The sequence below is a fragment of the Actinoplanes sp. NPDC089786 genome (assembly GCF_040684855.1).
Taxonomy (GTDB): Bacteria; Actinomycetota; Actinomycetes; order Mycobacteriales; family Micromonosporaceae; genus Actinoplanes.
This window is the reverse complement of record NZ_JBFBGU010000005.1, coordinates 347,928-373,809: the sequence shown is the minus strand read 5'-3', so window position 1 is coordinate 373,809 and position 25,882 is coordinate 347,928. Positions and strand designations below refer to the sequence as shown.

Here is a 25,882-nt window from a genome sequence, read left to right as displayed (position 1 = left end):
GCGATCACCGGGGAGGCGGCCGTGGGGAGTCAGGCGGCCGCGGCGCTGCGCGAGGCACGTGAATGGCTCGCCCGGGTCGACCGGAACCACCGGGTCGCCGACATCGAGCCGGCCTTGCGGGCGGGTGACCAGGCGGTGCGAGCCAGTGCCCCGGGCACCCCGGAGCGCTTCGAGGCGCTGATCGTGAACGCCGACATCCGAGGGCGACGGTTCGAGTCGACCGGCCGTCCGGGCGACCTGGCCGAGTGCGTCCAGATGCGCGGCGACCTGCTGACGATCGCCCGGACGCAGCGTCCCGACCTGGTTCCCGACCTGCTGTTCGCCTTCGCCTACGCGTCCCTGGAGCTCGGCCGCCGCACCGGGGACCAGCGGTCGGTCGAGCTGGCTCTGGTCGCCGCCCAGGAGATGCACGATGTCGCCTCCGAGCTCGGCGCCCCCGATCTGCACGCCGCCGTGGCGACGGCCATCCGCCTCGGCGTGCCCATGCTCCCGGCCGACCACCCCGATCGGGCGGCGCTGGCCGCCGTGCGGGGCTCGTCCCTCATCCAGCTGATGGTCACCACGGGCGACCTGACGCTGCTCGACGAGGCGGCCGAGCAGATCGACCGGGCCGTCCGCCTCTGTCCGCCGGGCGACCCGAACATGATGTCGTTCCTCATGCTGCGCACCGATGTGCGCCGGCTGCGGTACGACAGCGAGCAGACCCTGGACGCCCTCGACGCCCTGCGGGACAGCGCCCGGCAGGCACTCGACCACAGCCCGGCCGGACACCCCGCGCACGAGGCCACGCTGTACAACCTCGGCCTGGTCCACCGGGACCGCTACCGGATGCTGGGCGAGCGGGCCGATCTGGACGGCGCGGCGCACTACCTCAGGATGGTGGCCGACCGGACCCGGAACCCGGCGACCCGGGACGCCGCACGCAACGCCCTGACCGAGGTCGAGGCCCTGCGCGGCCCCCAGCCCGCGGTCCCACCGGGGCTGAAGTTCGTCGGCACCTCCGCCGACGCGCCGCAGGGTCCGCCCGAGCTGGCCGGCGACGACCCGGGCGAGGTCCTCCGGCACACCGGCGTCATGCGGGAGCACCTGGAGGCCTACGAGAAGACCGGCGATCCCGGCCGGCTCGATCAGGCCTGTGCGTACGGACGCACGTTGCTGGCCGGGCTGCCGGCGGACGACCGATGGATGGTCGGCACGGTGCTCGGCCCGGCCCTGATGCGCCGCTTCGAGGAGCACGGGCGGTCCGAGGACCTCGACGAGGCCGTCGAGCTGCTCCGCGGGGCGATGGCCCGCCCGGCGTTCGACCCGGACCACCTCGCGGGCGACGCGGTGAACCTGGCCGCCGCCCTGGCCAACCGATTCCTGCGCGACCGGGACAGCGCCGACCTGGACGAGGCCATCGCGCTCGCCCGGCGGGCGGTCGAGTCGGTGCGGCCGGAAGACGTGCGGCGGGGCGAGTACCTCAGCACCCTGGGCACGACGCTGGCCTACCGGTTCCAGCACACCGGACGCCGGGCCGACCTGGACGAGTCGATCGACATCGGAACGAACGTCCTCGCCGCCGCACGCACCCCCGACGCCCGGCGCCACGCGAACGCGAACCTGGGCAACCGCCTGCGCACCAGGTTCCACCGGGGGAACGACCCGGCCGACCTCGACCGCGCCATCACCCTGCTGAGCGCGGCCGCCGAGCCCGGTGACCCGTGGTCGAAGGTGAACCTGGGGCTGGCCCGGGCCGACCGCGGCGACCTCGCCGAGGCCGTCGACCTGTTCCGCTCGGTGGTCGCGGCCACCTCGGCACGGTCGGCCGTGCAGGGGTCGGCCCGGCTGGGCCTGGCCGACGCGCTGGCCGGTCTGGGCCGGTTCGACGAGGCCGTGGCCGCGCTCGACGGCCGGCTGCCGGAGCCGGCCTTCGAGCGCATGGACGCGCTGGTGCTGCTCGGCCGGTTGCACGCCCAGCAGGCCGCCCACGGTTCCGGTGACTGGTCGCGGGCCGCCGAGACGTACGCCCAGGCGATCGCGCACCTGCCGGTGATCGTGTCGGGCGGCCTGCCCGCGGGCGACCGCGACCGGCTGATCTCCCGCTGGTGGGACGTCGCCTGTGACGCCGCCGCGGCGGCCGTGGCGGCCGGCGCCGTCGAGCGGGCGGTCGAGATGCTCGACCACGGCCGGTCCCTGTGGTGGGGGCAGGTGCTCGACGCGCGGGCCGATCCCACCCCGGCCACCGCGTTCGCCGACCTGGTGGACGTGACCGCCGAGGGTCCGGTGGTGCTGGTCAACGTCAGCCGCTATCGCTGCGACGCGCTCGTGCTGACCCCGACCGGCGTGCGGGTGGTGCCGTTGCCGGATCTGACCGCCGACGAGGCGGACACGCGCACCCGCCGTTATCTGGAGGCGTCGGCCGGCGCCGGGGTCGGCGGCGCCTCGGCCGGTCCGCGCGAGCAGGCGCTTCTGGCGTACCTGGAATGGCTGTGGGACGTGGTCGCGGCGCCGGTGTTCGAGGCGGCGCCGATCCCGGCCGGCGCACGGCTGTGGTGGTGCCCGACCGGGCCGCTGGCGCTGGCGCCGATGCACGCGGCCGGCTACCACGACCCGGACGACGCCCCGGCCGGCCGCAGCGTGCTCGACCGGGTGGTGTCCTCGACCACCCCGACCCTGCGGGCGCTGCGGCACGCCCGCCGGGCTCGTCCTTCCACCGCGCCGCGGCCGCTCGTGGTGGCCGTGCCCGAGAAGCCGCTCTACGTCACCGGGCTGCCCGGCCTGCCGTCCGCGGCCCGTGAGGCGGAACTGCTGCGGGCGCGGTTCCCGGACGCCACCGTGGTGATCGGCGCGGCTGCCACCCGTACCCGCGTGATCGAGCTCTTGACCGAACACACCCGGGTGCACCTGGCCTGCCACGGCGAGCGGGCCGCGCTCTTCCTGGCCGACGCGCCGCTGACCATCACCGACCTGGCCGGGCTCGACCTGCGCGACGCCGACCTGGCCGTGCTGACCGCCTGCCACACCGCGCGGGGCGACACCGACCGGCCGGACGAGGCGGGCCACCTCGCCGCCGCGCTCCAGGTGGCCGGCTACCGGCACGTGATCTCGACGCTGTGGGCGATCGGCGACGACACCGCGGTCGACGTCACCGATCAGCTCTACCGGCATCCGGAGCCGGCCCGGGCCCTGCACGCGGTGACCCTCGAGCTGCGCCGCGCCGATCCGTACCAGCCGGGCCGCTGGGCGCCCTTCATCCACCTGGGAGCCTGAGGCCTGTCCGGCCGCCTCCGGGTCCATCGTGGATATATCGATGTCGTCCGGCGCCCCACGGCCCGCCCGGGGCGTGCGAGGATTCCGCCGTGGCCCTCCTCCGGCGCCGCGAGACCCTGGTCGTCGCGGCCGTGCTCCTCGTCTGCGCGCTGGCCCTGATCATCTGGTGGCCCGGCGACGACGACGCGCCCGCGCGCGAGCGGCACTACCAGGCCACCACGGCCTGCCTGCTGACCGACGACCAGGGCCTGGCCGGGGCGCCGGCCCAGGCCGCCTGGTCGGCGATGCGCGAGGTCTCCGACCGGGAGCTGATCAAGGTGCAGTATCTGTCGATCAGCGGGCCACAGACGGCGGCGAACGGGCTGGGTTTCTTCAACTCGCTCGGCACCCAGCGGTGCGGCACGATCATCGCGGTCGGCGCGGCCCCGATCGCCGCGCTCAACGAGGGCCGCGCCCAGTTCCCCGACATCACCTACATCACGGTCGACAAGGCCGCCGCGAGCGACATCCGCGAGCAGGTCAAGGACGGGCTCGCCGGTTAGGCCTCGGTCTTCCCCGGCGCGGCGCTCGTCTCCGGCTCGGCGGCTTTGTCCGGCTCAGCGCTTCTCTCCGGCTCAGCGCTTTTCTCCGGCTCAGCGCTCTTCTTGCGGCGGCTCGCGATGGAGGTCACGACGACGATCACCAGCGCGCCGGCGATCAGCCCGAGGATCGCGCTGAACATGGTGTTGACCAGCCAGCCGACCAGGCCACCGAGGGGGCCGGTGGCGTCGTGCGCCGCCTCCTCGACGTGGTGCACCGCTCCGTACAGGAAATGCAGTCCCAGCTCGTCGGAGCCGACCAGCAGGATGTGACCGCCGACCCAGAGCATCGCGGCGGTGCCGATGATGGTGAGCGCGGTGAGCACGATCGGCATGGCCTTGACCAGGCCGCGGCCGAAGCCGGCGATCGCCCCCGAGAGCTGGGCCAGGCGCAGCCCGGCGTCGTCCATCTTCACGATCAGGGCCACCGCGCCGTACACGACCACGGTCATCACCAGCGCGACCACGGCCAGGATGGCCAGGCGGGACCAGAACGGCTCGTCGATCACCTCGTTCAGGGTGATCACCATGATCTCGGCCGAGAGGATCAGGTCGGTCCGCACGGCCCCGGAGACCAGCGTCTTCTCGTCCTTCGCGGCCTCGTCGCCGTGGCCGTGCGCGTCGTGGTGGGCGACCTTGGCCCACACCTTCTCGGCGCCCTCGAAGCACAGGTAGAGGCCGCCGAGCATGAGGATCGGGGTGAGCAGCCACGGCACGAACTGGCTGAGCAGCAGGATGGCCGGGAGGATGATGAGGAACTTGTTGCGCAGCGACCCGACGGCGATCCGCCGGATGATCGGCACCTCGCGCTCGGCGGCCAGGTTGCGCACGTACTGCGGGGTGACCGCGGCGTCGTCGATGACGACCCCGGCCGCCTTGGTGCCCGCCTTGGCGGCGGCCGCCCCGATGTCGTCGATGGAAGCGGCGGCGGCCCGGGCGAGCACCGCCACATCGTCCAGCAGGGCAACGAGTCCACCGGCCACGAGCAGTCCTTCTTCCGGGTTGAGCGAGCGTCTGTGCCGGCCATTGTCGCAAGGCTTCCTGAATGACGCCGCCCGTTAGAGTGTGCGGCGATGGGCCGACCGGTGATCCTCGACTGCGACCCCGGGCATGACGACGCGCTGGCGCTGCTGCTCGCGGCCGGCGACGCGCGGGTCCGGCTGCTCGGCGTGACCACGGTGGCCGGCAACCAGACGCTCGACAAGACGACCCGGAACGCGCAGCGGATCCTGGCCCTGGCCGGCGCATCGGCGGTGCCGCTGGCCGCCGGGTGTGACCGTCCGCTGGTCGGCGAGCTCACCGTGGCCGACGACATCCACGGCGAGTCCGGGCTCGACGGGCCCGACCTCAACGTGCCGGTGACCGACGCCGTCGACGGGCACGCGGTGGAGCTGATGCGACGGCTGATCGCCGGGTCACCGGAGCCCGTCACGCTGATCGCCACCGGGCCGCTGACCAACGTCGCGCTTCTCCTCCATACCCATCCCGAAGTGGTCGATCGTCTGCGGCGGGTGGTCTTCATGGGCGGGTCGACCGAGCGCGGCAACACCACGCCCTACGGCGAGTTCAACATCGTCACCGACCCCGAGGCGGCCGACATCGTGCTGCGCTCGCCGGCGCCACTGACCATGGTCGGGCTCAACGTGACCCATCAAGCCCTGGCCACAGCCGAGATCATCGCCGAGTTCCAGGGCATGGGCACCCGGCTCGGCCGGATCTGCGCCGAGCTGATGACGTTCTTCGCGGGCGCGTACCGCCGGAACTTCGGTTTCGACCACCCGCCGGTGCACGATCCGGTGGCCGTCGCCCGCGTGCTGGACCCGTCGCTGGTGCCGACCGCCGAGGCGCCGGTCGCCGTCGAGCTGGCCGGGACCCACACGCGTGGCGCGACCGTCGTCGACCTGCACCGGCGCACCGACCTGGCGGTCAACGCCGAGGTCGCCGTGGGTCTCGACGTGGACCGGTTCTGGCGGGTGCTGATGGACGCGGTGCGCCCCTTAGGGAAGGACAGCTAGTTGCCTTCGGTACGGACAAACGGCATCGATCTCTGGTACGAGACGACGGGCGACCCCGCCGACCCGCCGCTGCTCCTGGTCATGGGGCTGGGCGAGCAGCTCATCGCCTGGCCGGACGGGTTCTGTGACGCCCTCGCGGCGCGCGGGTTCCACGTGATCCGGTTCGACAACCGCGACACCGGCCGGTCCACCTGGCTCGACGACCTCGGCGACCCGGACGTGCTCGCGCTGTTCGGCGGTGACCTGTCGACCGCGCGTTACCGGCTGGCCGACATGGCCGCCGACACCGCCGGCCTGATCGAGGCCCTGGGGCTGGGCCGCACCCACGTCGTCGGCGTCTCGATGGGCGGCATGATCGCCCAGCAGCTCGCCGTCGACCGGCCCGATCTGGTGGCCGGCCTGACCTCGATCATGTCGACCACCGGCGACCCGTCGGTCGGGCAGAGCACGCTGGGCAACCCGGCCGAGCTGATGCCGGTGCCGGGCGCCACCCGGGAGGCCGCGATCGCCGCGGACGTCGCCCTCTTCCGCACCATCGGCTCACCCGGGTTCGAGGTCGACGAGGCCGAACTGGCCCGCCGCGCCGCCGCGAAGTTCGACCGGGGCCATCACCCGGCCGGCGTGGTCCGCCAGTTCGCGGCCATCGTGGCCAGCCCGGACCGCACCGCGGGCCTGCGCGCCCTCGAGGTTCCCACGGTGGTCATCCACGGCGACGCCGACCGCATGATCGACGTGACTGGTGGCAGAGCCACGGCCGATGCCATTCCCGGCGCCGAGCTGATGGTGATACCGGGCATGGGCCACGACCTGCCCGAAGCCACCTGGAACCGGATCGCCGACGCGATCGCCGCCCGTTCACTGCAGGGCGGCGTCGACGAGGTCACCGGCGCGTAGCTCCTCCCGCAGCCGGCGCAGCGCCCGCTGCCGGGTCGGACCGATGCTCCCGATCGGCATGTCCATGGCCTTGCTGATGTACGCGTAGTCGACCGCCGGGTTGACCAGCAGCTCGAGCAGCCGCCGGTCACGCTCGGGCAACCGGGCCAGCGCCCGGCGGATCATCGCCCGGTGCTCGGCCCGCACCGCCTGCTGTTCGGGGTCGTCGTCCGGCGCCTGCCGGCGCATGTCCTCGATCAGCGGCAGCTCGCGCGCGTTGCGGTGGACGGCGGCGATGCACAGGTTGCGGGCGGTGCGGCTGAGCCAGGCGGGCAGCCGCTCCGGATCGCGGATCCGATCTTTGTGTTCGACCAGCAGCATCCAGGTCGTCTGCACGATGTCGGCCGCCTGCGCGTGGCTGAGCCGGAACGAGCGGGCGACCGCCCAGAGCAGCACGTCGTAGCGGGAGATCAGGGTCCGCCACGCGCCCTGGTCGCCGGCACTGGCGCGGGTCAGCAACGCGGTGACGCTGGTCTCGGCGATGGTCAGGGTGGGCGTACGCACATCGGCCGTGATGGTCATCGGAGACCTCCTGGAAGTGCGACCCGGAACCGGTCGTACCAAGAGATTCGGCGGCCAGGTGTCCCGCCGATAAGGGCAGGTGTCCCGTTCACTCCGCCGATCGGAACGGGAACCGGACCGTGATCGCCGTGCCGTGCGGCTCGGCCGGCCCGATCGCGTACTCCCCGCTCAGCTCGGCCGTCCGTTCCCGCATCGAGCTCAGGCCGACCCCGTTGCCCTCCGGGCCGGAGATGCCGATGCCGTCGTCCACGATCTCCAGGAGCAGGCCGGTGTCCAACCGGCGGACGGTGACCCGGCACTTCCGGGCCTCCGCGTGCCGGACGACGTTGGTGAGCGCCTCGGCCACGATCCGGTAGACCGCCACCTCGACCGCGGCCGGCAACTCGTCCAGGTCGCCGTCGGTGGTGAGGTCGACCGCGAAGTCGGGCCCGGCGAACCGCCGGCACTCGGCGCGCAGCGACTCGGTCAGGCCGCGGTCGAGCACCGGCGGCCGCAGCTCGTCGACCAGCCGGCGCAGCTCGGATCGGCACTCGTGCAGGTCGTCCACCAGCGTGGTCAGTATCGGGGCGACCCGCGGCGGCGCGTTCTCGAGCAGGTTGCGGGCGGCGTGCACCTGCATGGACATCCCGGTCAGGGCCGGGCCGAGCCCGTCGTGCAGTTCCCGGCGCAACCGGCGGCGTTCCTCCTCGCGGGCCAGCACCAGCCGCTCGCGCGAGCTCTGCAGGTCGAGGGCCATCCGGGTCGCCTCGGCGGCCACCGCGGCGTGCAGCGCCACGTCCTGGAACAGCTTGCGTTCGCGCCGGGAGAAGTGGGCGCCGGGGCTGCGGCGGCCGACGACGAGCCGGCCGAGCCGCTCGTTGTGGGCGACCATGTCGAAGGACTCCACGGCCGCGGTGGGCCGGCCGTCCTCCGCGTACAGGATCGGCCCGTCCGGCGTCTCCAGCTCGACGGCCACGTACGGCACCTGCAACGACCGGGTGATCGTGGTGGTCAGCTTGGGCAGCACGGCGCCCGGGTCGACGGTCTGGCCGAGCAGCTCGCCGAGCCGGCCGATCACCTGGTACGGATCATCCCGCTCGCCGTAGATCAGCTGGTTGACGACGCGCTGCACCCGCTGATGGAGCGGATGGATGCCGACCGCGACCAGCCCGGTCGCCGCCAGCGCGGCCTGGGACTCACCGAGCACGGTGTCCCGAAGCAGCATCACGACCCCGACGAAGGTGGCCACCACCAGCAGCGTCATCAGCAGCCAGATGGTCAGCCGGTTGATGATGGTGTCGAGCTCGTACAGGTGGTATCGCAGCACGGCGACACACATGCCGAGCGGCAGCGCGAGCACCACGAGCAGCCAGGCGCCGTTCACGCTCAGCGTGTCCAGGACGAGCCCGACGACCAGCAGCAGGCCGGCCGGCAGCAGGCACGCCAGCTGCATCCGGGTGTCGCCCCGGGCCCGGCGCCAACGCACGGCGAGCGCGGCGATCACACCGACCGCGCCGGCCAGGCCGATGAGGACCGACGCCTTGAGCAGGTTGGCGAACAGCCGCCCCCGTGGCGTCAGCTCGACGGCCTTGGTGAGCAGGGTGCGCGGATGGTCGGTGGCGATCATCACCAGCCCGGCGGTGCCGAGCACGACCATCACGATCAGCAGCACGGCGACCGGGAGCCACCGGCGGGACGGCAACCGCCCGTCCGGGAAGACGAGCAGGGCGAGCAGGATCAGCCCGAACACCGGGAAGTACGACCACTTGCTCAGCCAGGACGCCGGCAGCCACCCGGTCCAGCTGACCGAGATGGCGGCCACGAACCCGGTGATGCCGGCCGCCACCATCAGCCGGCCCATCGGGTGTCCGGGGACACTGATCAGGACGAATCCGCCGAGTACCGAGAACGAGATGGCGACGGCGGCGGTCAGGGCCACCGGCCCGCCGGGGGCGTCGTCCGGCGTGAGTAGTTGCCCGATGACGATCAGGGCGGATGCGGCGACCGCCAGGGCGGCGAAGCCGGCCCGCCGCGGCGACCACAGACCCGCGGGGGCCGTGACCATGGTCTCTCCTCGGCTTGTGATCAGAGGTGGTACATGATGCGGTGGAGCCAGCTGCCGTGCGGGGTGGGTCCGTTGAAGAGCTTCTTGCCGTCGCTCTCGTCGACCAGTTCCGAGCCCTGGCCGAAGAGTTCCCCGAACGTGCGCTGGCGCAGGGCGACGATCGAGGCGATCACCGCGGCCGGGTTCTGCACGAGCGCCGGGTCCGCGTTGATCCGGTCGATGGCGCGGTCCATGACGGTGTGCAGCCGCACCAGAACGGCGCCGGTGTCCGGCGCGCCGACCCGGACGAGTTCGGGAAGCTGCGCGTTGGTACCGAACTTGAGGTTCAGCGCGAAGCCCTGGTCGTCGAAGAACAGGATGCTCTGCGATGAGCTCAGGTCCTTCAGCCGGGACTCGGCCGACACCATGTGGCCCACGCTGCGGTACGCGTGCACCTTGGTGTTGTCGGACATGATGGTGATGATCGTCGAGGCCGGCGCCACGGCGCCGGTTGAGGGGTTCGTAACCACGATCACTCCTCTGGCTCAGACGGTTGTCCTTCGTTCGCTGCTCATCGTGGCGGTCCGAGTGTCCCGAGCGCCCGGGACAGATGTCCCGGCTCGGGGCCGGAGTCGGGTTCCTGTCATCACTTGAGGCCCAGCCGCTGCGCCAGCAGGGCCGCCTGGACGCGGTCGTGCACGCCGATCTTCACGAAGATCGCGGAGAGCTGATTGCGTACGGTCTTCTGGCTGACGCCCAGCCGCCGCCCGATGTCCGCCGTCGTCCCCGACGCGGCCAGCATCGTCAGGATCTCGATCTCGCGGGTGGTCAGCGAGTCGAGCGGCGGCGGCAGCCCCGCCGGCCCGCTGCGGGTTCCGGCGCGGACCCGCACCCCGGCGTGCGGTCCGATCACGACACTGCCGGACGCGACCGCCCGCAACGAGTTGAGGAAGTCGGCCGGATCGAGGTCTTTGAGGACGAAGCCGTGCGCCCCGGCCTCCATCGCCCGCGCGACCAGGTCGACGTCGTTGTCCATGGTCATCACCAGCACGGCCGCCTCGGGCAGCGCGCGCACGATCCGCCGGGTCGCCTCCACGCCGTCGCCGTCCGGCAGCCGGACATCCATGATCACCAGATGGACGCGGCGGGTGACGGCCTCCTTGATGGCCTCGGCGACCGAGCGGGCCTCGGTGATCTCCTCGATCCAGGGCTCACTCTCGAGGAGCATGCGCAGCCCGTGCAGGACGATCGGATGGTCGTCCACGATCAACACGCGCTGTCCGGTCTTCACCGGACCCCACACCTCTGCCGCCGTCGTGCCATGCGTGCCCTCCGCTGCCCCGTGGATGTATCAGCATCCGGCCCGGCGCTGTCATCCGCCAGCAAATAACGCTGTCGAGTTACGGACTTCGCGTATTCCCGGTGCCACGCCGTGTTCAAAAAAAACCGGCCACGAACTTCCCTGACGGCTCACCGGGAGGCGGCCGCCGGCAGCGAGACGATCATCGTGAGGCCGCCGCCGGGCGTCTCCTCGGGGATCAGCGTGCCGCCCATCGCCTCGATCAGGCCCCGGGACAGGGCGAGGCCCAGGCCGACGCCGGTGTGGTTGTCGCGGTCGCCGAGGCGCTGGAAGGGCAGGAAGACGTCGTCCCAGCGGTCGGCCGGGATGCCGGGGCCGTGGTCGATGACGCGGATCTCGACGTGGGCGCCCAGGGTGCTGGCGGTGATCACCGGCGGGCGGTCCGGCGGGCTGTGCCGCAGGGCGTTGGCGGTCAGGTTGACGACGACGCGTTCCAGCAGGCCGGGGTCGGTGTGCAGGAGCGGCAGGTCGTCGGGGAGGTGCAGCCGTACGCCGCGGCCGGGCTCGCCCAGGTCGTCGAGCGCGCGCGGGAGGATCTCCTCGGCGCCGGCGTCGAGCGCGGCGATCCCGAGCGCCCCGGCCTGCAGGCGGCTCATGTCGAGCAGGTTGCTGACCAGGCGGATCAGGCGGTCGAGGGATTCGTCGGCGGTGGCCAGCAGCTCGGCGCGGTCGTCGTCGCCGAAGTGCACGTCGTCGCTGCGCAGGCTGGCGATCGCGGCCTTGGCCGAGGCCAGCGGCGTACGCAGATCGTGGCTGACCGCGGCCAGCAGGGCCGTGCGCATCCGGTCGGCCTCGGCGAGCGGTCTCGCGGCGGCGGCCTCGGCGGTCAGCCGTTCCTGCCGCAGCGCGAGCGTGGCCTGGGCGGCGAACGCCTCCACGATGCGCCGGTCGCCGGCCGGCAGCGGACGCCCCTTGAGCAGCATCACCACACGGTCGTCGACCCGTACCGTGGCGTCCGCGTCGCCGGGGTCGCAGGCCGGCCCGCCCACCGAGGCGACCGGCGTCCCGCCGTCCAGCAGCATGACCGTCTCCAGCGTGAACGTCTCGCGCAGCCGCTCCAGCAGGGCGATCAGCGGCCGCTCGCCGCGCAGCACACCGCCGGCCACGGTGGCCAGCGTCTGCGCGTCGGCGCCGGCCTGCGCCGCCTGCCGGGTCTTGCGCGCGGCGGTGTCGACCACCCAGCTCACCGCGATCGCCACCACCACGAAGATCAGCAGCGCCGCGAGGTTCTCGCCCCGGGCGATGGTGAACCGGCCGAGCGGCGGCGTGAAGAAGTAGTTGAGCAGCAGCGACCCGGCCACCGCGGCCAGCAGCGCCGGCCACAGGCCGCCGATCAGCGCGACCCCGACGACGGCGGCCAGGAACAGCTGGATGTCGAGGGTCAAGGACAGGCTGGGGTACGCGTGCAGCAGCGCGGTCAGCGCCGGTAGGCCGGCCAGCACCGTGGCGAACCCGGCGATCCGCCGGCGGCAGGACAGAGCGGAGGGGGTACGCCGGGCGCGCCGCCCCTGTCCGGCACGCTCGTGGGGCACGAGGTGGACGTCGATGCTGCCGGACAGCGCGGTGGTGGTGACGCCCACGCCGGCCGCGAAGATCTGCGCGAGCCGGCCCCGGCTCGACGCTCCCAGCACGATCTGGGTGGCGTTGACGGCGCGGGCGAAGTCGAGCAGCGCCCGCGGCACGTCCGCCCCGGACACCTGGTGGTAGGAACCGCCGAGGCTCTCCACCAGCACCCGCTGCCGGGCCAGTTCGACGGGGTCGGCGCCGGCCAGCCCGTCGTCCCGGCTGATGTGCACGGCCATCAGGTCGGCGCCGGAGTTGCGCGCGGCGATGCGGGCCGCGCGGCGGATCAGCGTGGCGCCTTCCGGCCCGCCGGTGAGGGCGACGACGACCCGTTCCCGGGTCTCCCAGGTGGCGTCGATCCGGTGGTCGGCCCGGTACCGGCCGAGCTGGTCCTCGACCTGGCCGGCCAGCCACAGCAGCGCCAGCTCGCGCAGCGCGGTCAGGTTCCCGGCCCGGAAGTAGTTGCCCAGCGCGGCATCGACCTTCTCGGGCCGGTAGATGTTGCCGTGCGCCATCCGCCGCCGCAGCGCCTCCGGCGTCATGTCGATCAGCTCGACCTGTTCGGCCGCCCGGACCATCGCGTCGGGCACGGTCTCCCGCTGCTCGACACCGGTGATCCGGGCCACCACGTCGTTGAGCGACTCCAGATGTTGCACGTTGACCGTGGTCAGCACCGAGATCCCGGCGTCGAGCAGCGCCCGGACATCCTGCCAGCGCTTGGCGTTGCGGGCGCCCGGGATGTTGGTGTGCGCGAGCTCGTCGACCACGGCGACCTCGGGCCGGCGGGCGAGCACCGCGTCGACGTCCATCTCGGTGAACGCCGCGCCCCGGTAGGTCACCGCGAGCCGCGGCAGCACCGGAAGGTCGCCGATCATGGCTTCGGTGTGCTTGCGGCCGTGCGTCTCGACGAACGCGACCACCACGTCGGTGCCGCGCTCGGCGCGCCGGTGGGCCTCTTCCAACATGGTGTACGTCTTGCCGACGCCCGGGGCGGCGCCCAGGAAGATCCGCAGCTCTCCGCGGGCCATGGTGGCTACCCGCGGTCGAGCGCGAGGTTGAGTTCGAGCACGTTGACCGCCCGGCCGTGGGTGTTCTCCTCGATCAGTTCGCGCACCCGGGCCACGTCCATGGCCCGTTCCCGGGCGACCCGGGGCGCCTGCAGCGCGGCGTACGCGGGGCTGATGTCGGGGTCGAGGCCGCTGCCGCTGGCCGTCACCGCGTCGGCGGGCACCACCGGGTCGGCGGGAGCGTCGCCCCGGATCGGGGTGATCACCGCCCCGAGAGCCTGGTAGTCCTCCCCCGCCCTGGCCGATTCGACCGGCCGGCCGTCGTACGTGGCGACGAAGGGCGTACCCGTCTCATTGACCGACACCACACGGGTGACCGGCCCTGTGAAGCCGTGGCGACGGAACACCGCGAGGACCGCGCCCACGCCGCCGGCGGTGCAGTAGGGCCGGCTCCCGTCGACGCCCTCCAGCTCGCCGATCGCTCGGCTGCGGGCGCAGACGTCGTTGAGCAGGTCCAGGCTCTCCGGGCCCAGATTGCTCGCGGCGGTCGCGGTCGGGTCGTAGCCGTTGTCGCCGGCCGCCGAGGGACGGCTCTGGAAGTAGCGCGGGACCGGCGTGCCGTCCGCGTCGGTGAAGGACTGGCCGATCAGCCTGCTGCCGTGCGCCACCAGCGAGCCGTCGGCTTTGTCGCGAAGTCCCGGCAGCTGCCCGACCGCGACCATCACGAGCGGGTAGGCCAGGCCGAGCAGGACGGTGAGGACGAGCAGCGCACGCAGCGCGGCGAGGTGCTGGGCGAGCCAGCCGGGGAGTCGCATGTCAGATCCCTGGGATGAACTGGATGAGCAGGTCGATGAGCTTGATGCCGAGGAACGGGGCGATGACGCCGCCCAGGCCGTAGACGAGCAGGTTGCGTCTCAGCAATGAGGTGGCGCTGGACGGCGTGTACCGCACCCCGCGCAGGGCGAGCGGGATCAGCGCCACGATGACGAGGGCGTTGAAGATGACCGCGGACAGGATCGCCGAGCCCGGCGAGTGCAGCCGCATGATGTTGAGCGCGTCCAGCCCCGGATAGACCGCGGCGAACATGGCCGGGATGATCGCGAAGTACTTGGCGATGTCGTTGGTGATCGAGAACGTGGTCAGCGCGCCCCGGGTGATCAGCAGCTGCTTGCCGATCTCGACGATCTCGATCAGTTTGGTCGGGTCGGAGTCGAGGTCGACCATGTTGCCGGCCTCCTTGGCGGCCGACGTGCCGGTGTTCATCGCCACGCCGACGTCGGCCTGGGCCAGCGCGGGCGCGTCGTTGGTGCCGTCGCCGGTCATCGCGACCAGCCGGCCGCCCTCCTGCTCCCTACGGATGTAGGCGAGCTTGTCCTCGGGCGTCGCCTCGGCCAGCACGTCGTCCACGCCGGCCTCGTCCGCGATCGCCTTGGCCGTACGCGGATTGTCACCGGTGATCATCACGGTCCGGATGCCCATCCGCCGCATCTCGTCGAACCGCTCCCGCATGCCCGGCTTCACCACGTCCTTGAGGTGGATCACCCCGAGGATCCGGCCCTCGTCGGCGACCACCAGCGGGGTGCCACCACCGGCGCTGATCCGGTCGACGATCTCGGCGACCTGATCGGAGGAGACGCCGGACCAGGTGATGACGGCCGCCGCCGCTCCCTTCCGGATCTTCCGGTCGCCGATGTCCACCCCGCTCATCCGGGTCTGGGCCGAGAACGGCACGAACGTCGCCCCGGCGATCAGCCCGGCCTCCCGCTCCCGTAGCCCGAACCCGTTCTTGGCGAGGACCACGACCGATCGCCCTTCCGGCGTCTCGTCGGCCAGGCTGGCGAGTTGCGCGGCCTCGGCGAGGGTCGCGGCCGAGACCCCGTCGACGGGTACGAACTCAGCCGCCTGCCGGTTGCCCAAGGTGATCGTGCCGGTCTTGTCGAGCAGCAGCGTGTTCACGTCGCCGGCGGCCTCCACCGCCCGTCCGCTCATGGCGAGGACGTTGCGTTGCACGAGGCGGTCCATGCCGGCGATGCCGATCGCCGAGAGCAGCGCCCCGATCGTGGTCGGGATCAGGCAGACGATCAGCGACACCAGCACGATGCCGGTGACCCCGTTGCCGTCGATCGCCGCGGCGTCCGGCGCCGCCGCCTGCCAGGCCTTGGCGAAGATCGCCAAAGGTTGCAGGGTGACGACCGAGAGCAGGAAGATCAGTGTGAGTGCGGCGAGCAGGATGTTCAGCGCGATCTCGTTCGGTGTCTTCTGCCGGTTGGCCCCCTCGACCAGGGCGATCATCCGGTCGACGAAGCTCTCCCCCGGCTTCTGGGTGATCCGGACGACGATCCGGTCGGAGAGCACCCTGGTGCCGCCGGTGACCGCGGACCGGTCGCCGCCGGACTCCCGGATGACCGGCGCCGACTCGCCGGTGATGGCCGACTCGTCCACGCTGGCGATGCCCTCGATGACGTCGCCGTCACCGGGGATGATCTGGCCGGCCTCGACCACCACCACGTCGCCCCGCTTCAGCTCGGGCGCCGGGATGACGCGCCCGTCCCGCAGGTGGGCCATCGTGTCCTTCTTGGCCTGTCGCAGCGCCGCCGCCTGGGCCTTGCCGCGCCCCTCGGCCACCGCTTCGGCCACGTTGGCGAACACCACGGTCAGCCACAGCCACCCGGTGATCGCCCAGGCCAGGACGCTCGGGTCGACGATCGCCAGCACCGTGGTGAACAGCGCGCCGGCCTCGACTATGAGCATCACCGGGTTGTGCCACAGCGTGCGCGGGTCGAGCTTGACCAGCGCCGACGGCACCGAGATCCAGAGCTGCCGGGGGTCGAGCAGCCCGCCGCCGACCCGCCTCTTCGCGGGCGCGGCCGGTTGAGTTCGAGGTTTGTCGAGAACTGGCGTGGTCATGATCGGCGCTCCGCAACATTGTCAAAACGTGTTTCCGCGCTCGCGCTCGCCGCCACCTCCCCCACCCAGGCACTGGGTGGGCCGGAAAGTAGCCGCGCGGTGTGTCGTTCGGTCGGTTCTGTCCACAGGGGCAGGTCTATCCACAGGGTGATCACGACAGCCCCTCCGCGAGCGGCCCGAGGGCGAGCGCGGGCAGGAAGGTCAGCGCCACCAGCACCACGGTCACCCCGACGACCATCCCGACGAACAGCGGCTGGTGGGTCGGCAGCGTGCCTTCGGAGACGGGCACCGGCCGCTGCCGGGCCAGCGAGCCGGCCAGCGCGAGCACGAGCACGATCGGCAGGAAGCGGCCGAGCAGCATGGCCAGGCCGAGCGCGGTGTCCCACCACGGCGTGTTGACCGTGATGCCGCCGAACGCCGAGCCGTTGTTGTTGGCGGCGCTGGTGAAGGCGTAGAGCACCTCGGACAGCCCGTGCGGGCCGGTGTTGAGGGCGGCCGTGTTGTTGCCGGTGGCGAAGGCGGCGGCCGTGCCGATCAGCACCAGCGCGGGGGTGACCAGGAAGTACAGCGACGCCAGCTTGATCTCCCGGGCGCCGATCTTCTTGCCCAGGTATTCGGGGGTGCGGCCGACCATCAGGCCGGCCACGAACACCGTGATGATCGCCAGGATGAGCAGGCCGTACAGGCCGGAGCCGACACCGCCGGGCGCGACCTCGCCGAGCATCATGTTGACCATCGGCAGCATGCCGCCGAACGCGGTGTACGAGTCGTGGAACGAGTTGACCGCCCCGGTCGAGGTGAGCGTGGTCGTCGCCGCGAAGACCGCTGAGCCGGGTACGCCGAACCGGACGTCCTTGCCCTCCATGGCCATGCCGGCCGCCTGTGGCACCGTACCCCCGCCGTGGGTCTCGAAGCCGACCGTCAGGGCGACGCTGGCCAGGGCGAGCACCGACATCACGGCGACGATCGCGTAGCCCTGCCGGAGCTGGCCGGCCATCCGGCCGAACACCCGCGGCAGGCTGAACGGGATGACCAGGAGGAGGAAGATCTGGAGCCAGTTCGTCCAGGTCGTCGGGTTCTCGAACGGGTGCGCGGAGTTGGTGTTGTAGAAGCCGCCGCCGTTGGTGCCGAGCAGCTTGACCGCCTCCTGCGAGGCGACCGGCCCGCCGGTGACGTGCTGGGTGGCGCCGGTCAGCGTGGTCACGTCGGCGCCGCCGGAGAGGTTCTGCACGACCCCGCCGGCGATGAAGACGACCGCGGCGACGGCGCAGACCGGCAGCAGCACCCGCAGCGTGATGCGGACCAGGTCGACCCAGAAGTTGCCGAGGCCGGTGCGGGCGCCGGCGAACCCGCGGACGAACGCGACCGCGACCGCGATGCCGACACCGGCCGAGAGGAAGTTCTGCACGGCCAGGCCGGCCATCTGGACCAGGTGGCCCATCGTCGACTCGCCGGCGTACGCCTGCCAGTTGGTGTTGCTGACGAAGCTGACCGCGGTGTTCCAGGCGATGTGGGTGTCGACCGCGGGCAGGCCCAGGGACAGCCACAGCCGGTCCTGGACGCGCAGGAACAGGTAGAGGAACAGGATCGAGACGGCGGAGAAGGCGAGCGCACTGCGGGCGTACACACCCCAGCTCTGCTCCGCGGCCGGGTTGACGCCCACCAGGCGGTGGATGACGCGCTCGGCCCCGCTGCTCCGTGTGCCGGTGACGACCCGGTACAGGTAGTCGCCGAACGGCCGGTGGACCGCCACGAGGGCGGCCACCAGGGTGCCGACGAGGATCCAGCCGGCCATCAGAACTTCTCCGGGAAGAGCAGGGCGGCCACCATGAACGCGGCGAGCAGGACGGCCACGATCAGGCCGGCGAGGTTGACGGCGCTCACCAGCGCTCGACCGCCCGGACCAGCACGGTGAGCACGACGAACGCGACCACCGTGAGCACGACGAACCCGAGATCAGCCACGGGACGACTCCTTGACGAGGGGGTGGTGCTTGCTTCGCGAGAAGCACAGCGCGCCCGGGGCCCCCTCGTCATCGGCGTTCACGCGACCCCTACGCGACCCGCCCGTTTCTTGACGCGTTCTTAGCGCCGCGGCCCGGTCAGGCGATCTTGCGCCGGTAGACCGCCATGGCGAACACGTAGGCCAGGACCAGGAGGCCGGCGCACCAGGCCAGGGCGGTCCAGATGTCGTCGCCGACCGGTTGCTGGTCGAGCAGGGCCCGGAGCGCGTTGACGATCGAGGTGACCGGCTGGTTCTCGGCGAAGGCCCGCACCGGGCCGGGCATCGTCGCGGTCGGGACGAAGGCCGAGCTGACGAACGGCAGGAAGATGAGCGGGTACGCGAAGGCCGACGCGCCGTCGGGGGTGGAAGCGGTCAGCCCCGGGATCACCGCCGCCCAGGTCAGCGCCAGTGTGAACAACAGCAGGATCCCGGCCACGGCGAGCCAGGACAGCAGCCCGGCCGACGAGCGGAAGCCGATCACCAGCCCGGCCAGGACGATGATCGCCACCGAGATCGTGTTGGACACCATCGAGGTCAGCACGTGGCCCCACAGCACCGAGGACCGCGTGATCGGCATCGAGTGGAACCGTTCGAGGATGCCCGACTTCATGTCGTTGAAGAGCCGGAAGGCGGTGTACGAGATGCCGCTGACGATCGCCATCAGCAGGATGCCGGGCATCAGGTAGTTGGTGTAGTTGCCGCCGCCGGCCTGGATCGCGCCGCCGAGCACATAGCGGAACAGCAGCAGGAAGGCGATCGGCATGATCGTGACCGTGATGATGGTGTCCATACTGCGGGTGATGTGCTTCATCGACCGGCCGAGCATGACTCTGACGTCGGTCATCGCTGCCCCACGATCGCCAGGAAGATCTCCTCCAGGGCCGGCTGCCGCTCGACGTACTCCACCTTCGCCGGTGGTAGCAGCTCGCGCAGCTCGGCCAGCGTGCCGGACACGATGATCGTGCCCCGGTGCAGGATCGCGATCCGGTCGGCCAGCTTCTCCGCCTCGTCCAGATATTGGGTGGTGAGCAGCACTGTGGTGCCGCGGTCGGCGAGCTTCTTGATCACCTGCCAGACCTCGATGCGGGCCTCCGGATCGAGTCCGGTGGTCGGCTCGTCGAGGAAGATGACCGCCGGCTCGCCGATCAGGCTCATGGCGATGTCGAGGCGCCGGCGCATGCCACCGGAGTAGGTCGCCACCCGGCGGCCCGCCGCCTCGGCCAGCCCGAACCGTTCGAGCAGGTCGTCGGCCACCTTGCGCGGGTCGTCGACGCGCCGGAGCCGGCCGATCATGACCAGGTTCTCGCGGCCGGTGAGGATCTCGTCGACCGCCGCGAACTGCCCGGTCAGGCTGATCGACTCGCGCACCCGCTCGGGCTGGGACACGACGTCGTACCCGTTGACGGTCGCCGTGCCCTCGTCCGGCTTGAGCAGGGTGGCGAGGATCCGCACGATCGTGGTCTTGCCGGCGCCGTTCGAGCCGAGCAGCGCGAAGATGCTGCCCCGCGCCACCTCGAAGTCGACGCCCGTGAGCACCGGCAGGTCTTTGTACGACTTGTGCAATCCGCCGACCCGGATCGCGGCATCCGGGCTCATTCGCAGTACACCTGCACCTTGGCCGTCGGGTCGTTGACGTCGACGGTGACCTCGTCGAGCTGGTCGATGAGCTCCTCGAGCTGTTGCGGCTTGAGCTGGGTGAGGTCGATCGGCACGCCCGACTTGCTGAGCTCCAGGTTGGCCTTGGTGAGCGCCTGCGGCGGGATCAGGCTGGTGAGCCGGACCCCGGCCCGAAGCAGCTGGAGCGGGACCCGGACGTTGATCCGGCTCGGCCCGTCACTGCCCGGCTCCTCGGCGTGGACCAGCACGCGCAGGTACTTCGGCCGGTTGCCCTTGGCCGGGACCACATCGGGCGGCGGTGGGGCTGGGCGCTCCAGCTCGATGGCGTCGATGAGCCGCTCGGCCTCGTCCGCGGTGATCTTGCCCTCGGCCAGCATCTCGAGGATCTGACGGTGCTGCTCGTTCATGGTTGCTCCTTCTGAGGCTGAGGCCTCATCTGACGCTTGGTCTCATCTGACGCTTAGGTCTCATCTGATGCTGAGGTAGACGGGTGTCTGGCCGTCGTCGATGTCGATCCGGGTGCCGGGCAGCGCCCACAGCACCCGGCCGAGGCCGAGCAGGGCGGCCGCCGGGTTGATCCGGAAGATCACGCAGGCGACCAGCCCGGCCAGCAGGGCGAGCACCAGCAGCGGGGACAGCAGCAGCACGACCAGGGGTAGCGGGACGAACCACCGGCGGCGGCGGCCGGCCCGGACGATCATCAGCAGGGGGATCACCGGGAGCCCTTCAACGCGTCGAGCGCCTCCTGGACGGTGATCTCGCCGCGCTGCAGACGGTCGACGACGTCGGCGCCGGGCGGCTCCGGTTCCGGCGCCGGCTCGGCGAGCTCGACGGCGAAGCTGAGGTTCTCGGAGATGCGGTTGAGCCGGGCCTTGATCGTCGGGTAGCTCACCCCGAAGAGCCGCTCCATCTCCTTGATCGAGCCGTGCGCCCGGACGAACGCGGCGACGAAGACCTGATCGTCGACGCCGAGCTGGGCCAGCTGCGGCGGCTCGAACTGCCCCTCGATCGCGACGCCGCTGCCGGTGAGCCGGACCCGCTCGACGATGAACGGCTGCCCCTGGGTCAGATCCGTCAGTTCCTGCCAATCCACGCCGGCTCCTCAACTCTGTGGCGACGCTGTGCAGGTTCATTTGTAGCTTGATAAATTCAAGCCGTCAACGCTCGCAGATTAACTTTCTCAAGTTCGACTTTAATGAAGCGAAGACAGCCGGGTGGCGGCGAGCGGTCCGCGTCCCACCCGTCCGGCTGTTCGTTGATCCGTTTCGGCTCGTGGCTCGTATCACCACCCGGTCGGGCGTGTCGTCGCCCGGGTGGCCAGGAGGTTGGTATGCACGGCGGAGTTCAGACGTTCTCGTGGGGTCGGCTGTGGTGGGCCGCGCTCGCGGCGGTCGTCCTGCTCCTGATCGAGCCGGGTCCGCGGGCCGCGCTGGCCGAGCCCGGCGTCCCGGTGCCCCCCGGTGAGCTCCAGGAGTCCCGCAACGAGGGATCGCTGTCGGCGGCCGACCGTGACCTGGTGGTCAAGGTGCGCCTGGCCGGGCTGTGGGAGATCCCGGCCGGCGAGATGGCCGAGGAGAAGTCGAAGAACCCGCGGATCAAGAAGATCGGCCGGGACATCGCCGACCAGCACATCCAGCTCGACAAGTTCGCCCGGGCCGCGGCCAAGAAGCTGAAGATCACCCTGCCCAACAAGCCCAACGCGGACCAGCAGGGCTGGCTCCGCGAGATGCGCGACTCCGAGGTCGGCAAGCCGTTCGACCAGATCTACATCGACCGGCTCCGGGCCGCGCACGGCAAGATCTTCCCGGCCATCGCGACCGTGCGTACGAGCACGCGCAACGAAGCCGTACGCAAGCTGGCCCAACAGGCGAACCAGTTCGTGATGACGCACCTGACGCTGCTGGAGAGCAGCGAACTGGTCGACTACGAGGCGCTGCCCCCGGCGCCCGACCCGGCGGCCGCGGCGCCGGTCCAGAAGCCGGTGTCACAGACCCAGCGGTCGCCGATCACCCTGCCGCTCGTGGTGGGCGTGGTGGGCGGCATCCTGGCGATCGGCTTCTTCCTGATCCGGCGGGACCTGCAATCCCGCCGGCCGTCCTATCGATCCCGGCGTCAGTACTACTACAACCGATAGGCGATCCCCGACAGGCGCCGGGCCAGCACCCGTGGCATCGGTGTCGCGAGCCCGGCCAGCGTCAGCGCGGCGTTGCGCATCGGGCGCCGCCAGGACGGCATGGTGGCCAGCCGGGTGAGGCGGTCGGCGGTACGGATGACATCGGCCGCCACCGGCCGGCGGGTCTCCTCGTAGCGCCCGATGGCGTCCGGTGTGGCCAGCGCCTCGGCCAGGGCCACGGCGTCCTGGATGCCGGTGTTCATGCCCTGTCCCCCGGCCGGGCTGTGCACGTGTGCCGCGTCGCCGGCCAGCAGGAACGGGCCCTCCCGGTAGTGGGAGGCGATGCGATGGTGCACCCGGAACCGCGATCCCCAGACCAGGTCCTCGACGACAGCCCGGCGCCGGCTGGGCCCGCGAGCGTCGAGCAGGGACTGGACGTCGCCGACGGAGGGATGTTCGGGCGCCCGGTCGACCGTGGCGACCACTCGGTGGACGCCGCCCGGCAGCGGCGCGAGGACCAGCATGCCGGCCGGTGCGAAGTAGAGGATGACCTCGTCGGCCGGCGTGTCAGTGCTGGTCCTGACGTCGGCGCTGATCCTCACGTCGGCCAGGATGAACGACTCCTCGTACGCAGCGCCGGTGAACGGGATGCCCGCGGCCTCGCGGACCTTGCTGTGCATGCCGTCCGCGCCCACCACCCACCGGGCGGTGATCCGGCTGCCGTCCTCCAGCACCGCCGCCGCGGTGTCGCCCTCGCGGGTCAGGCCGGTGACCCGGCGCGGTCGCTCGACCTCGCCGCCCAGTTCCTTCAGACGATGGAGCAGCACGGCCTCGGTCGTCGCCTGAGAGACCATCAGCGTGTACGGGTACGGCGTGGGCAGGCCGGTGAAGTCGATGGTCATCAGGACGCGGTCGCGGTCGCGCACCGAGAACCGGGCGGCCGGGTTGCCGAGGTCGATGAGCGGTTCGGCGACGCCGAGCGGGGCGAGCACCTCCAGGGTGCGGGCGTGCACGACGGCCGCCCGGGACGTGTTGGCACCCTCAGCGAGCCCGTCGACGATCCGGTAGTTGATGCCTTGGGCGGCGAGGGCGACGGCCAGGGTGAGGCCGGTCGGGCCGGCCCCCACGATCAGGACGTCGGTGTCGGTCTGCGGCATGACTTTCCTTCCTGGGCTGCGAGAGACGTACGGATTGCGGTGGCGAGAAGGACGATCAGCGCGACGGAACCGAAGTGGTCGCGGACACCGGGCAGGCGACCGCGAAGGCGACCGGCACCAGGACAACCGGGACGAGGGCGGTCCAGGCGACCGCGGCGAACGGCACCGTGCCCACGATGATCCCGGCCACGAGCGCGGCGCGGCGGCGCGCGGCCCAGGCGATCGCGATGAGCACCAGGCCGCCCGCGACGCCGAGGACCCGGACCAGGGGCGATGCGTTCGCCGCCCGGAGAAGTTGGCAGACGCCGAGCGCGCTGAGCAGCACCTGCCACCGGGCCCGGGACACCGCCCCGGCCATTTCCCGCCACCTCTCGTCCGTCTCCGATGTCGAGGCAGAGCTTCCGGGCACTCCGGGTGACCCCGGGGGTAGGTGCACCCGGGGTGCCGGTGACACACTCGGCTGACGATCACCACGTCGGGGGAAGGTCATGACCTCGGATCGCCTCACCGGGCCGCTGCTCGCGGTCAAGCACGCGGTGCCGCCGATGCGTCCCGGCGCGGTCGACCGGCCCCGGCTCGACCTTCACCTTCGCGCCGCCTCGACCCGGCTCACCCTTGTCGCGGCGCCGGCCGGCTGGGGCAAGACCAGCCTGCTGAGCCGGTGGGCGGCCGACCCCGGGCCGGACGTGGCCGTGGCCTGGGTGTCGCTCGACGAGGGCGACGACGAGCCGGTGCGGTTCTGGCGGTACGTGCTGACCGCGCTGCACGCGGCCGGTGCGATCGGTCCGGCCGCCCTCGAAGCGGTGGTCGCGCCGGGCACGGACCCCGTCGACCTCGCCCTGCCGATGCTGCTCAACGAGCTGGCGGAGTCCTCCGCCCGGCACGTTCTGGTGCTGGACGACTATCACGTGCTCACCGACACCCGGATCCACGAGGGACTCGAGTTCCTGCTCGGTTATCTGCCCCCGGCGCTGCGGCTGGTCGTCGCCGGACGGGCCGATCCGCCGCTCCCCCTGGCCCGGCTCCGGGCTCGCGGGGAGCTGACCGAGGTGCGGGCCGACGACCTGTGGTTCACCCCGGCCGAGGCGGCCGACCTGGTCACCGCGGTGTCCGGCGGCCCGCCCGGCGACCTCACGGCGGAGTCGGCCTGGCGCCGGACCGAGGGCTGGGCGGCCGGCCTGCAACTGGTGGGGCTGGCCCTGCGCAAGGGCGCCGCGGCCGGCGACCGGCACGTCCTGGACTACCTGGCGTCCGAGGTCCTGCCCTCCCTCGACCCGGAGCAACGCGACCTGCTCGTGGTGACCGCGCCGCTGGAGCGGCTCTCCGGCGCCCTGTGTGACGCGGCCCTGTGCACCACCGGCTCAGCCCGGATCCTCGACTCGCTGCACCGGGCCGACCTCTTCGTCACCGCGCTGGACGCCGGCCACGAGTGGTATCGGTGTCACCCCCTGCTGCGGGATGCGTTGATGCGCGAGGCACCGTTCTCACCTGGCGCGAACCAGCTCTCGCCTGGCGTGTCCCAGCGCTCACCTGGCGCAGACCAGCTCTCGCCGGGTGCAGACCAGCTCTCGCAAGGCGGGAACGAGGTCGTCGCCCGCGCGGCCGCGTGGTTCGCCGGCCAGGGCCGATGGGATGACGCCGTGCACCACCTACTGCTCGCGGGTGACCCGGCCGGGGCGGCGCGGATGCTTCAGGACGGTTCGACGTGGTTCCTCGACCGCGGCCTCGCCACCACCTTCGTGCGGCTCGCCGAACGCCTGCCGGAGGACTGCGTCTCACCCCACCTCGCGTTCAGCCTGGCGTACGCGGCCCGGCCGGGCAACGCCACCGCCGACCCCCGGGTGCTGCATTGGCTCGACCTGGGTGAACGCCGCATCCGGCCGGGTGACCTGATTCTCGGCTGGCACGATGCCCGAGCCGCCCTGATGACCGTGCGCTCGGTCATCGGCACGCCCGAGTCGGTGCCCGAGGTCGCCGTGCGGCTGGCCGCGCAGGCGGTGGAGATCGAGGTCGCCACCGGTGGGGAGCCTTCTCCCCTGGCGTCGGCCACCCTGGCCAGCGCGTACGCCCGGGACGGCCGGTTCGAGGAGGCGGCGCCGGGTCTGCTCGACGCGTGGGCTCAGCGCGACACCGCCGTCTGGCCGGTGATGCTGACCTTGCAGATCGGCGGCCTGCTCGGCCTCACGCTGCTGGAGCTCGGCCGCGACGAGGACGTCGAGCGGCTGCTGCGTCAGGGCCTTCCGCTCGCCGACGCGGCGGAACGGGAGTGGGGCGCCGGCGCGATCCCGGCCGTTGCCGGGCTGCGCATCGTGCAGGGCCGGCTGGCGTACCGTCGCGGCGCCGTCAACGAGGCCCGTAACCTGCTCGAACTGGCGACCCGGAACGCCGACGCGGACGGCCGGCACCTGTCCGTGATCGCCGCGCTCGTCTTCCTGGCCGACGCCGAACTCGCCCTCGGCCACGGCGCCGCGGCCCGGGCCGCCCTCGCCCGGGCGCGCGAGTTCGTGGACGACAACCAGCCGGTCATGCCGGTGGCCGCGGCCTGGCTGGAACGGGCCGAGCAGCGGATCGGCCGCACCTCGGTACGGGACGCCACCCAGGCCGGCCGGTTGTTCGAGCCGCTGACCGACCGGGAGCTGTCGATCCTGCGAGTGCTGCCCGGTTCGGCGTCACAGCGGGAGATCGCGGCGGCGCTGTACCTGTCGATCAACACCGTCAAGGCGTACACCAAGAGCCTCTATCGCAAGCTTGGCGTGAGCGCCCGGGCCGACGCGGTCGCGGCCGCCCGCCGCCTCGGCCTGATCTGACGGCACCGGGGTAGACCTGGCCGC

General features: G+C 72.0%; 23 protein-coding genes. 6 read left to right on the top strand and 17 right to left on the bottom strand.

Going from position 1 to position 25,882, the window contains the following annotated elements; all coding sequences use genetic code 11:
* Positions 1-21: 21 nt before the first annotated feature.
* Positions 22-3,252 (top strand): CHAT domain-containing protein, encoded by a 3,231-nt coding sequence (locus tag AB0O15_RS20130; protein ID WP_364320397.1) that lies wholly within the window; start codon positions 22-24, stop codon positions 3,250-3,252.
* Between the two features lie 89 nt (positions 3,253-3,341).
* Positions 3,342-3,794: a hypothetical protein gene (locus AB0O15_RS20125; protein WP_364320394.1), complete on the top strand. Its 453-nt coding sequence runs from the start codon at positions 3,342-3,344 to the stop codon at positions 3,792-3,794.
* On the opposite strand, the gene AB0O15_RS20120 is transcribed toward AB0O15_RS20125, so the two are convergent.
* Positions 3,791-4,813, bottom strand: a complete 1,023-nt coding sequence (locus AB0O15_RS20120; RefSeq protein ID WP_364320392.1) for a DUF808 domain-containing protein — start codon at positions 4,811-4,813, stop codon at positions 3,791-3,793. The genes AB0O15_RS20125 and AB0O15_RS20120 overlap by 4 nt on opposite strands.
* Positions 4,814-4,903: 90 nt before the next feature.
* Here AB0O15_RS20120 and AB0O15_RS20115 point away from each other — a divergent pair, with 90 nt between their 5' ends.
* On the top strand, positions 4,904-5,845 hold the full coding sequence (locus tag AB0O15_RS20115; protein WP_364320390.1) for a nucleoside hydrolase: 942 nt from the start codon (positions 4,904-4,906) through the stop codon (positions 5,843-5,845).
* Positions 5,846-6,739: an alpha/beta hydrolase gene (locus AB0O15_RS20110; protein ID WP_364320388.1), complete on the top strand. Its 894-nt coding sequence runs from the start codon at positions 5,846-5,848 to the stop codon at positions 6,737-6,739.
* On the opposite strand, the gene AB0O15_RS20105 is transcribed toward AB0O15_RS20110, so the two are convergent.
* From AB0O15_RS20105 to AB0O15_RS20040, 14 genes are all read right to left on the bottom strand, one after another.
* On the bottom strand, positions 6,701-7,300 hold the full coding sequence (locus AB0O15_RS20105) for a sigma-70 family RNA polymerase sigma factor (protein ID WP_364320386.1): 600 nt from the start codon (positions 7,298-7,300) through the stop codon (positions 6,701-6,703). The two genes, AB0O15_RS20110 and AB0O15_RS20105, sit on opposite strands and share 39 nt — an antisense overlap.
* 88 nt (positions 7,301-7,388) lie before the next feature.
* Complete coding sequence (locus AB0O15_RS20100) at positions 7,389-9,344, bottom strand: sensor histidine kinase (protein WP_364320384.1); 1,956 nt, start codon at positions 9,342-9,344, stop codon at positions 7,389-7,391.
* Between the two features lie 20 nt (positions 9,345-9,364).
* Positions 9,365-9,853 (bottom strand): hypothetical protein, encoded by a 489-nt coding sequence (locus AB0O15_RS20095; RefSeq protein WP_364320382.1) that lies wholly within the window; start codon positions 9,851-9,853, stop codon positions 9,365-9,367.
* A gap of 116 nt (positions 9,854-9,969) precedes the next feature.
* The gene (locus AB0O15_RS20090) at positions 9,970-10,614 is read right to left on the bottom strand and encodes a response regulator transcription factor (RefSeq protein WP_364320380.1); all 645 of its coding nucleotides are present in this window, start codon (positions 10,612-10,614) and stop codon (positions 9,970-9,972) included.
* Between the two features lie 179 nt (positions 10,615-10,793).
* The gene (locus AB0O15_RS20085; RefSeq protein ID WP_364320378.1) at positions 10,794-13,274 is read right to left on the bottom strand and encodes a DUF4118 domain-containing protein; all 2,481 of its coding nucleotides are present in this window, start codon (positions 13,272-13,274) and stop codon (positions 10,794-10,796) included.
* A 5-nt stretch (positions 13,275-13,279) separates the two neighbouring features.
* Complete coding sequence (locus tag AB0O15_RS20080; RefSeq protein WP_364320376.1) at positions 13,280-14,068, bottom strand: potassium-transporting ATPase subunit C; 789 nt, start codon at positions 14,066-14,068, stop codon at positions 13,280-13,282.
* A gap of 1 nt (position 14,069) precedes the next feature.
* Positions 14,070-16,160, bottom strand: coding sequence for a potassium-transporting ATPase subunit KdpB (gene kdpB / locus AB0O15_RS20075; RefSeq protein ID WP_364320374.1), 2,091 nt, complete (start codon positions 16,158-16,160; stop codon positions 14,070-14,072).
* A gap of 151 nt (positions 16,161-16,311) precedes the next feature.
* Positions 16,312-17,955, bottom strand: a complete 1,644-nt coding sequence (gene kdpA / locus AB0O15_RS20070; protein WP_364320372.1) for a potassium-transporting ATPase subunit KdpA — start codon at positions 17,953-17,955, stop codon at positions 16,312-16,314.
* Entirely contained in the window at positions 17,955-18,044 is a 90-nt protein-coding gene (locus AB0O15_RS20065; RefSeq protein WP_364320371.1) for a potassium-transporting ATPase subunit F, read from the bottom strand. The genes kdpA and AB0O15_RS20065 overlap by 1 nt, the downstream gene beginning before the upstream one ends.
* A 217-nt stretch (positions 18,045-18,261) precedes the next feature.
* On the bottom strand, positions 18,262-19,008 hold the full coding sequence (locus AB0O15_RS20060) for an ABC transporter permease (RefSeq protein ID WP_364320369.1): 747 nt from the start codon (positions 19,006-19,008) through the stop codon (positions 18,262-18,264).
* Entirely contained in the window at positions 19,005-19,760 is a 756-nt protein-coding gene (locus AB0O15_RS20055) for an ATP-binding cassette domain-containing protein (protein WP_364320368.1), read from the bottom strand. Before AB0O15_RS20055 ends, AB0O15_RS20060 begins: the two co-directional genes overlap by 4 nt.
* A complete protein-coding gene (locus AB0O15_RS20050; RefSeq protein WP_364320367.1) occupies positions 19,757-20,188 on the bottom strand; it encodes a hypothetical protein in 432 nt (143 codons plus the stop codon). Before AB0O15_RS20050 ends, AB0O15_RS20055 begins: the two co-directional genes overlap by 4 nt.
* Positions 20,189-20,248: 60 nt before the next feature.
* On the bottom strand, positions 20,249-20,497 hold the full coding sequence (locus AB0O15_RS20045; RefSeq protein WP_364320365.1) for a hypothetical protein: 249 nt from the start codon (positions 20,495-20,497) through the stop codon (positions 20,249-20,251).
* Entirely contained in the window at positions 20,494-20,874 is a 381-nt protein-coding gene (locus AB0O15_RS20040; RefSeq protein ID WP_364320363.1) for a DUF2089 domain-containing protein, read from the bottom strand. Before AB0O15_RS20040 ends, AB0O15_RS20045 begins: the two co-directional genes overlap by 4 nt.
* A 237-nt stretch (positions 20,875-21,111) precedes the next feature.
* Between AB0O15_RS20040 and AB0O15_RS20035 the strand changes: the two genes are divergently transcribed.
* Positions 21,112-21,915: a DUF4142 domain-containing protein gene (locus AB0O15_RS20035; RefSeq protein ID WP_364320361.1), complete on the top strand. Its 804-nt coding sequence runs from the start codon at positions 21,112-21,114 to the stop codon at positions 21,913-21,915.
* On the opposite strand, the gene AB0O15_RS20030 is transcribed toward AB0O15_RS20035, so the two are convergent.
* Both AB0O15_RS20030 and AB0O15_RS20025 read right to left on the bottom strand, forming a co-directional pair.
* Positions 21,903-23,051, bottom strand: a complete 1,149-nt coding sequence (locus AB0O15_RS20030; protein WP_364320359.1) for an FAD-dependent monooxygenase — start codon at positions 23,049-23,051, stop codon at positions 21,903-21,905. The two genes, AB0O15_RS20035 and AB0O15_RS20030, sit on opposite strands and share 13 nt — an antisense overlap.
* A gap of 55 nt (positions 23,052-23,106) precedes the next feature.
* A complete protein-coding gene (locus tag AB0O15_RS20025) occupies positions 23,107-23,409 on the bottom strand; it encodes a hypothetical protein (RefSeq protein ID WP_364320357.1) in 303 nt (100 codons plus the stop codon).
* Positions 23,410-23,539: 130 nt separating this feature from the next.
* Between AB0O15_RS20025 and AB0O15_RS20020 the strand changes: the two genes are divergently transcribed.
* A complete protein-coding gene (locus AB0O15_RS20020) occupies positions 23,540-25,858 on the top strand; it encodes a LuxR C-terminal-related transcriptional regulator (RefSeq protein ID WP_364320355.1) in 2,319 nt (772 codons plus the stop codon).
* Positions 25,859-25,882: the final 24 nt, after the last annotated feature.

What these genes read in the sequence shown, in the direction of transcription:
- AB0O15_RS20115 (WP_364320390.1), top strand. Translation starts at nt 4,904, where the DNA reads ATGGGCCGACCGGTGATCCTCGACTGCGACCCCGGGCATGACGACGCG.
- AB0O15_RS20105 (WP_364320386.1), bottom strand. Translation starts at nt 7,300, where the DNA reads ATGACCATCACGGCCGATGTGCGTACGCCCACCCTGACCATCGCCGAG.
- AB0O15_RS20100 (WP_364320384.1), bottom strand. Translation starts at nt 9,344, where the DNA reads ATGGTCACGGCCCCCGCGGGTCTGTGGTCGCCGCGGCGGGCCGGCTTC.
- AB0O15_RS20085 (WP_364320378.1), bottom strand. Translation starts at nt 13,274, where the DNA reads ATGGCCCGCGGAGAGCTGCGGATCTTCCTGGGCGCCGCCCCGGGCGTC.
- AB0O15_RS20080 (WP_364320376.1), bottom strand. Translation starts at nt 14,068, where the DNA reads ATGCGACTCCCCGGCTGGCTCGCCCAGCACCTCGCCGCGCTGCGTGCG.
- kdpB (WP_364320374.1), bottom strand. Translation starts at nt 16,160, where the DNA reads ATGACCACGCCAGTTCTCGACAAACCTCGAACTCAACCGGCCGCGCCC.
- kdpA (WP_364320372.1), bottom strand. Translation starts at nt 17,955, where the DNA reads ATGGCCGGCTGGATCCTCGTCGGCACCCTGGTGGCCGCCCTCGTGGCG.
- AB0O15_RS20060 (WP_364320369.1), bottom strand. Translation starts at nt 19,008, where the DNA reads ATGACCGACGTCAGAGTCATGCTCGGCCGGTCGATGAAGCACATCACC.
- AB0O15_RS20055 (WP_364320368.1), bottom strand. Translation starts at nt 19,760, where the DNA reads ATGAGCCCGGATGCCGCGATCCGGGTCGGCGGATTGCACAAGTCGTAC.
- AB0O15_RS20050 (WP_364320367.1), bottom strand. Translation starts at nt 20,188, where the DNA reads ATGAACGAGCAGCACCGTCAGATCCTCGAGATGCTGGCCGAGGGCAAG.
- AB0O15_RS20035 (WP_364320361.1), top strand. Translation starts at nt 21,112, where the DNA reads ATGCACGGCGGAGTTCAGACGTTCTCGTGGGGTCGGCTGTGGTGGGCC.
- AB0O15_RS20030 (WP_364320359.1), bottom strand. Translation starts at nt 23,051, where the DNA reads ATGCCGCAGACCGACACCGACGTCCTGATCGTGGGGGCCGGCCCGACC.
- AB0O15_RS20025 (WP_364320357.1), bottom strand. Translation starts at nt 23,409, where the DNA reads ATGGCCGGGGCGGTGTCCCGGGCCCGGTGGCAGGTGCTGCTCAGCGCG.
- AB0O15_RS20020 (WP_364320355.1), top strand. Translation starts at nt 23,540, where the DNA reads ATGACCTCGGATCGCCTCACCGGGCCGCTGCTCGCGGTCAAGCACGCG.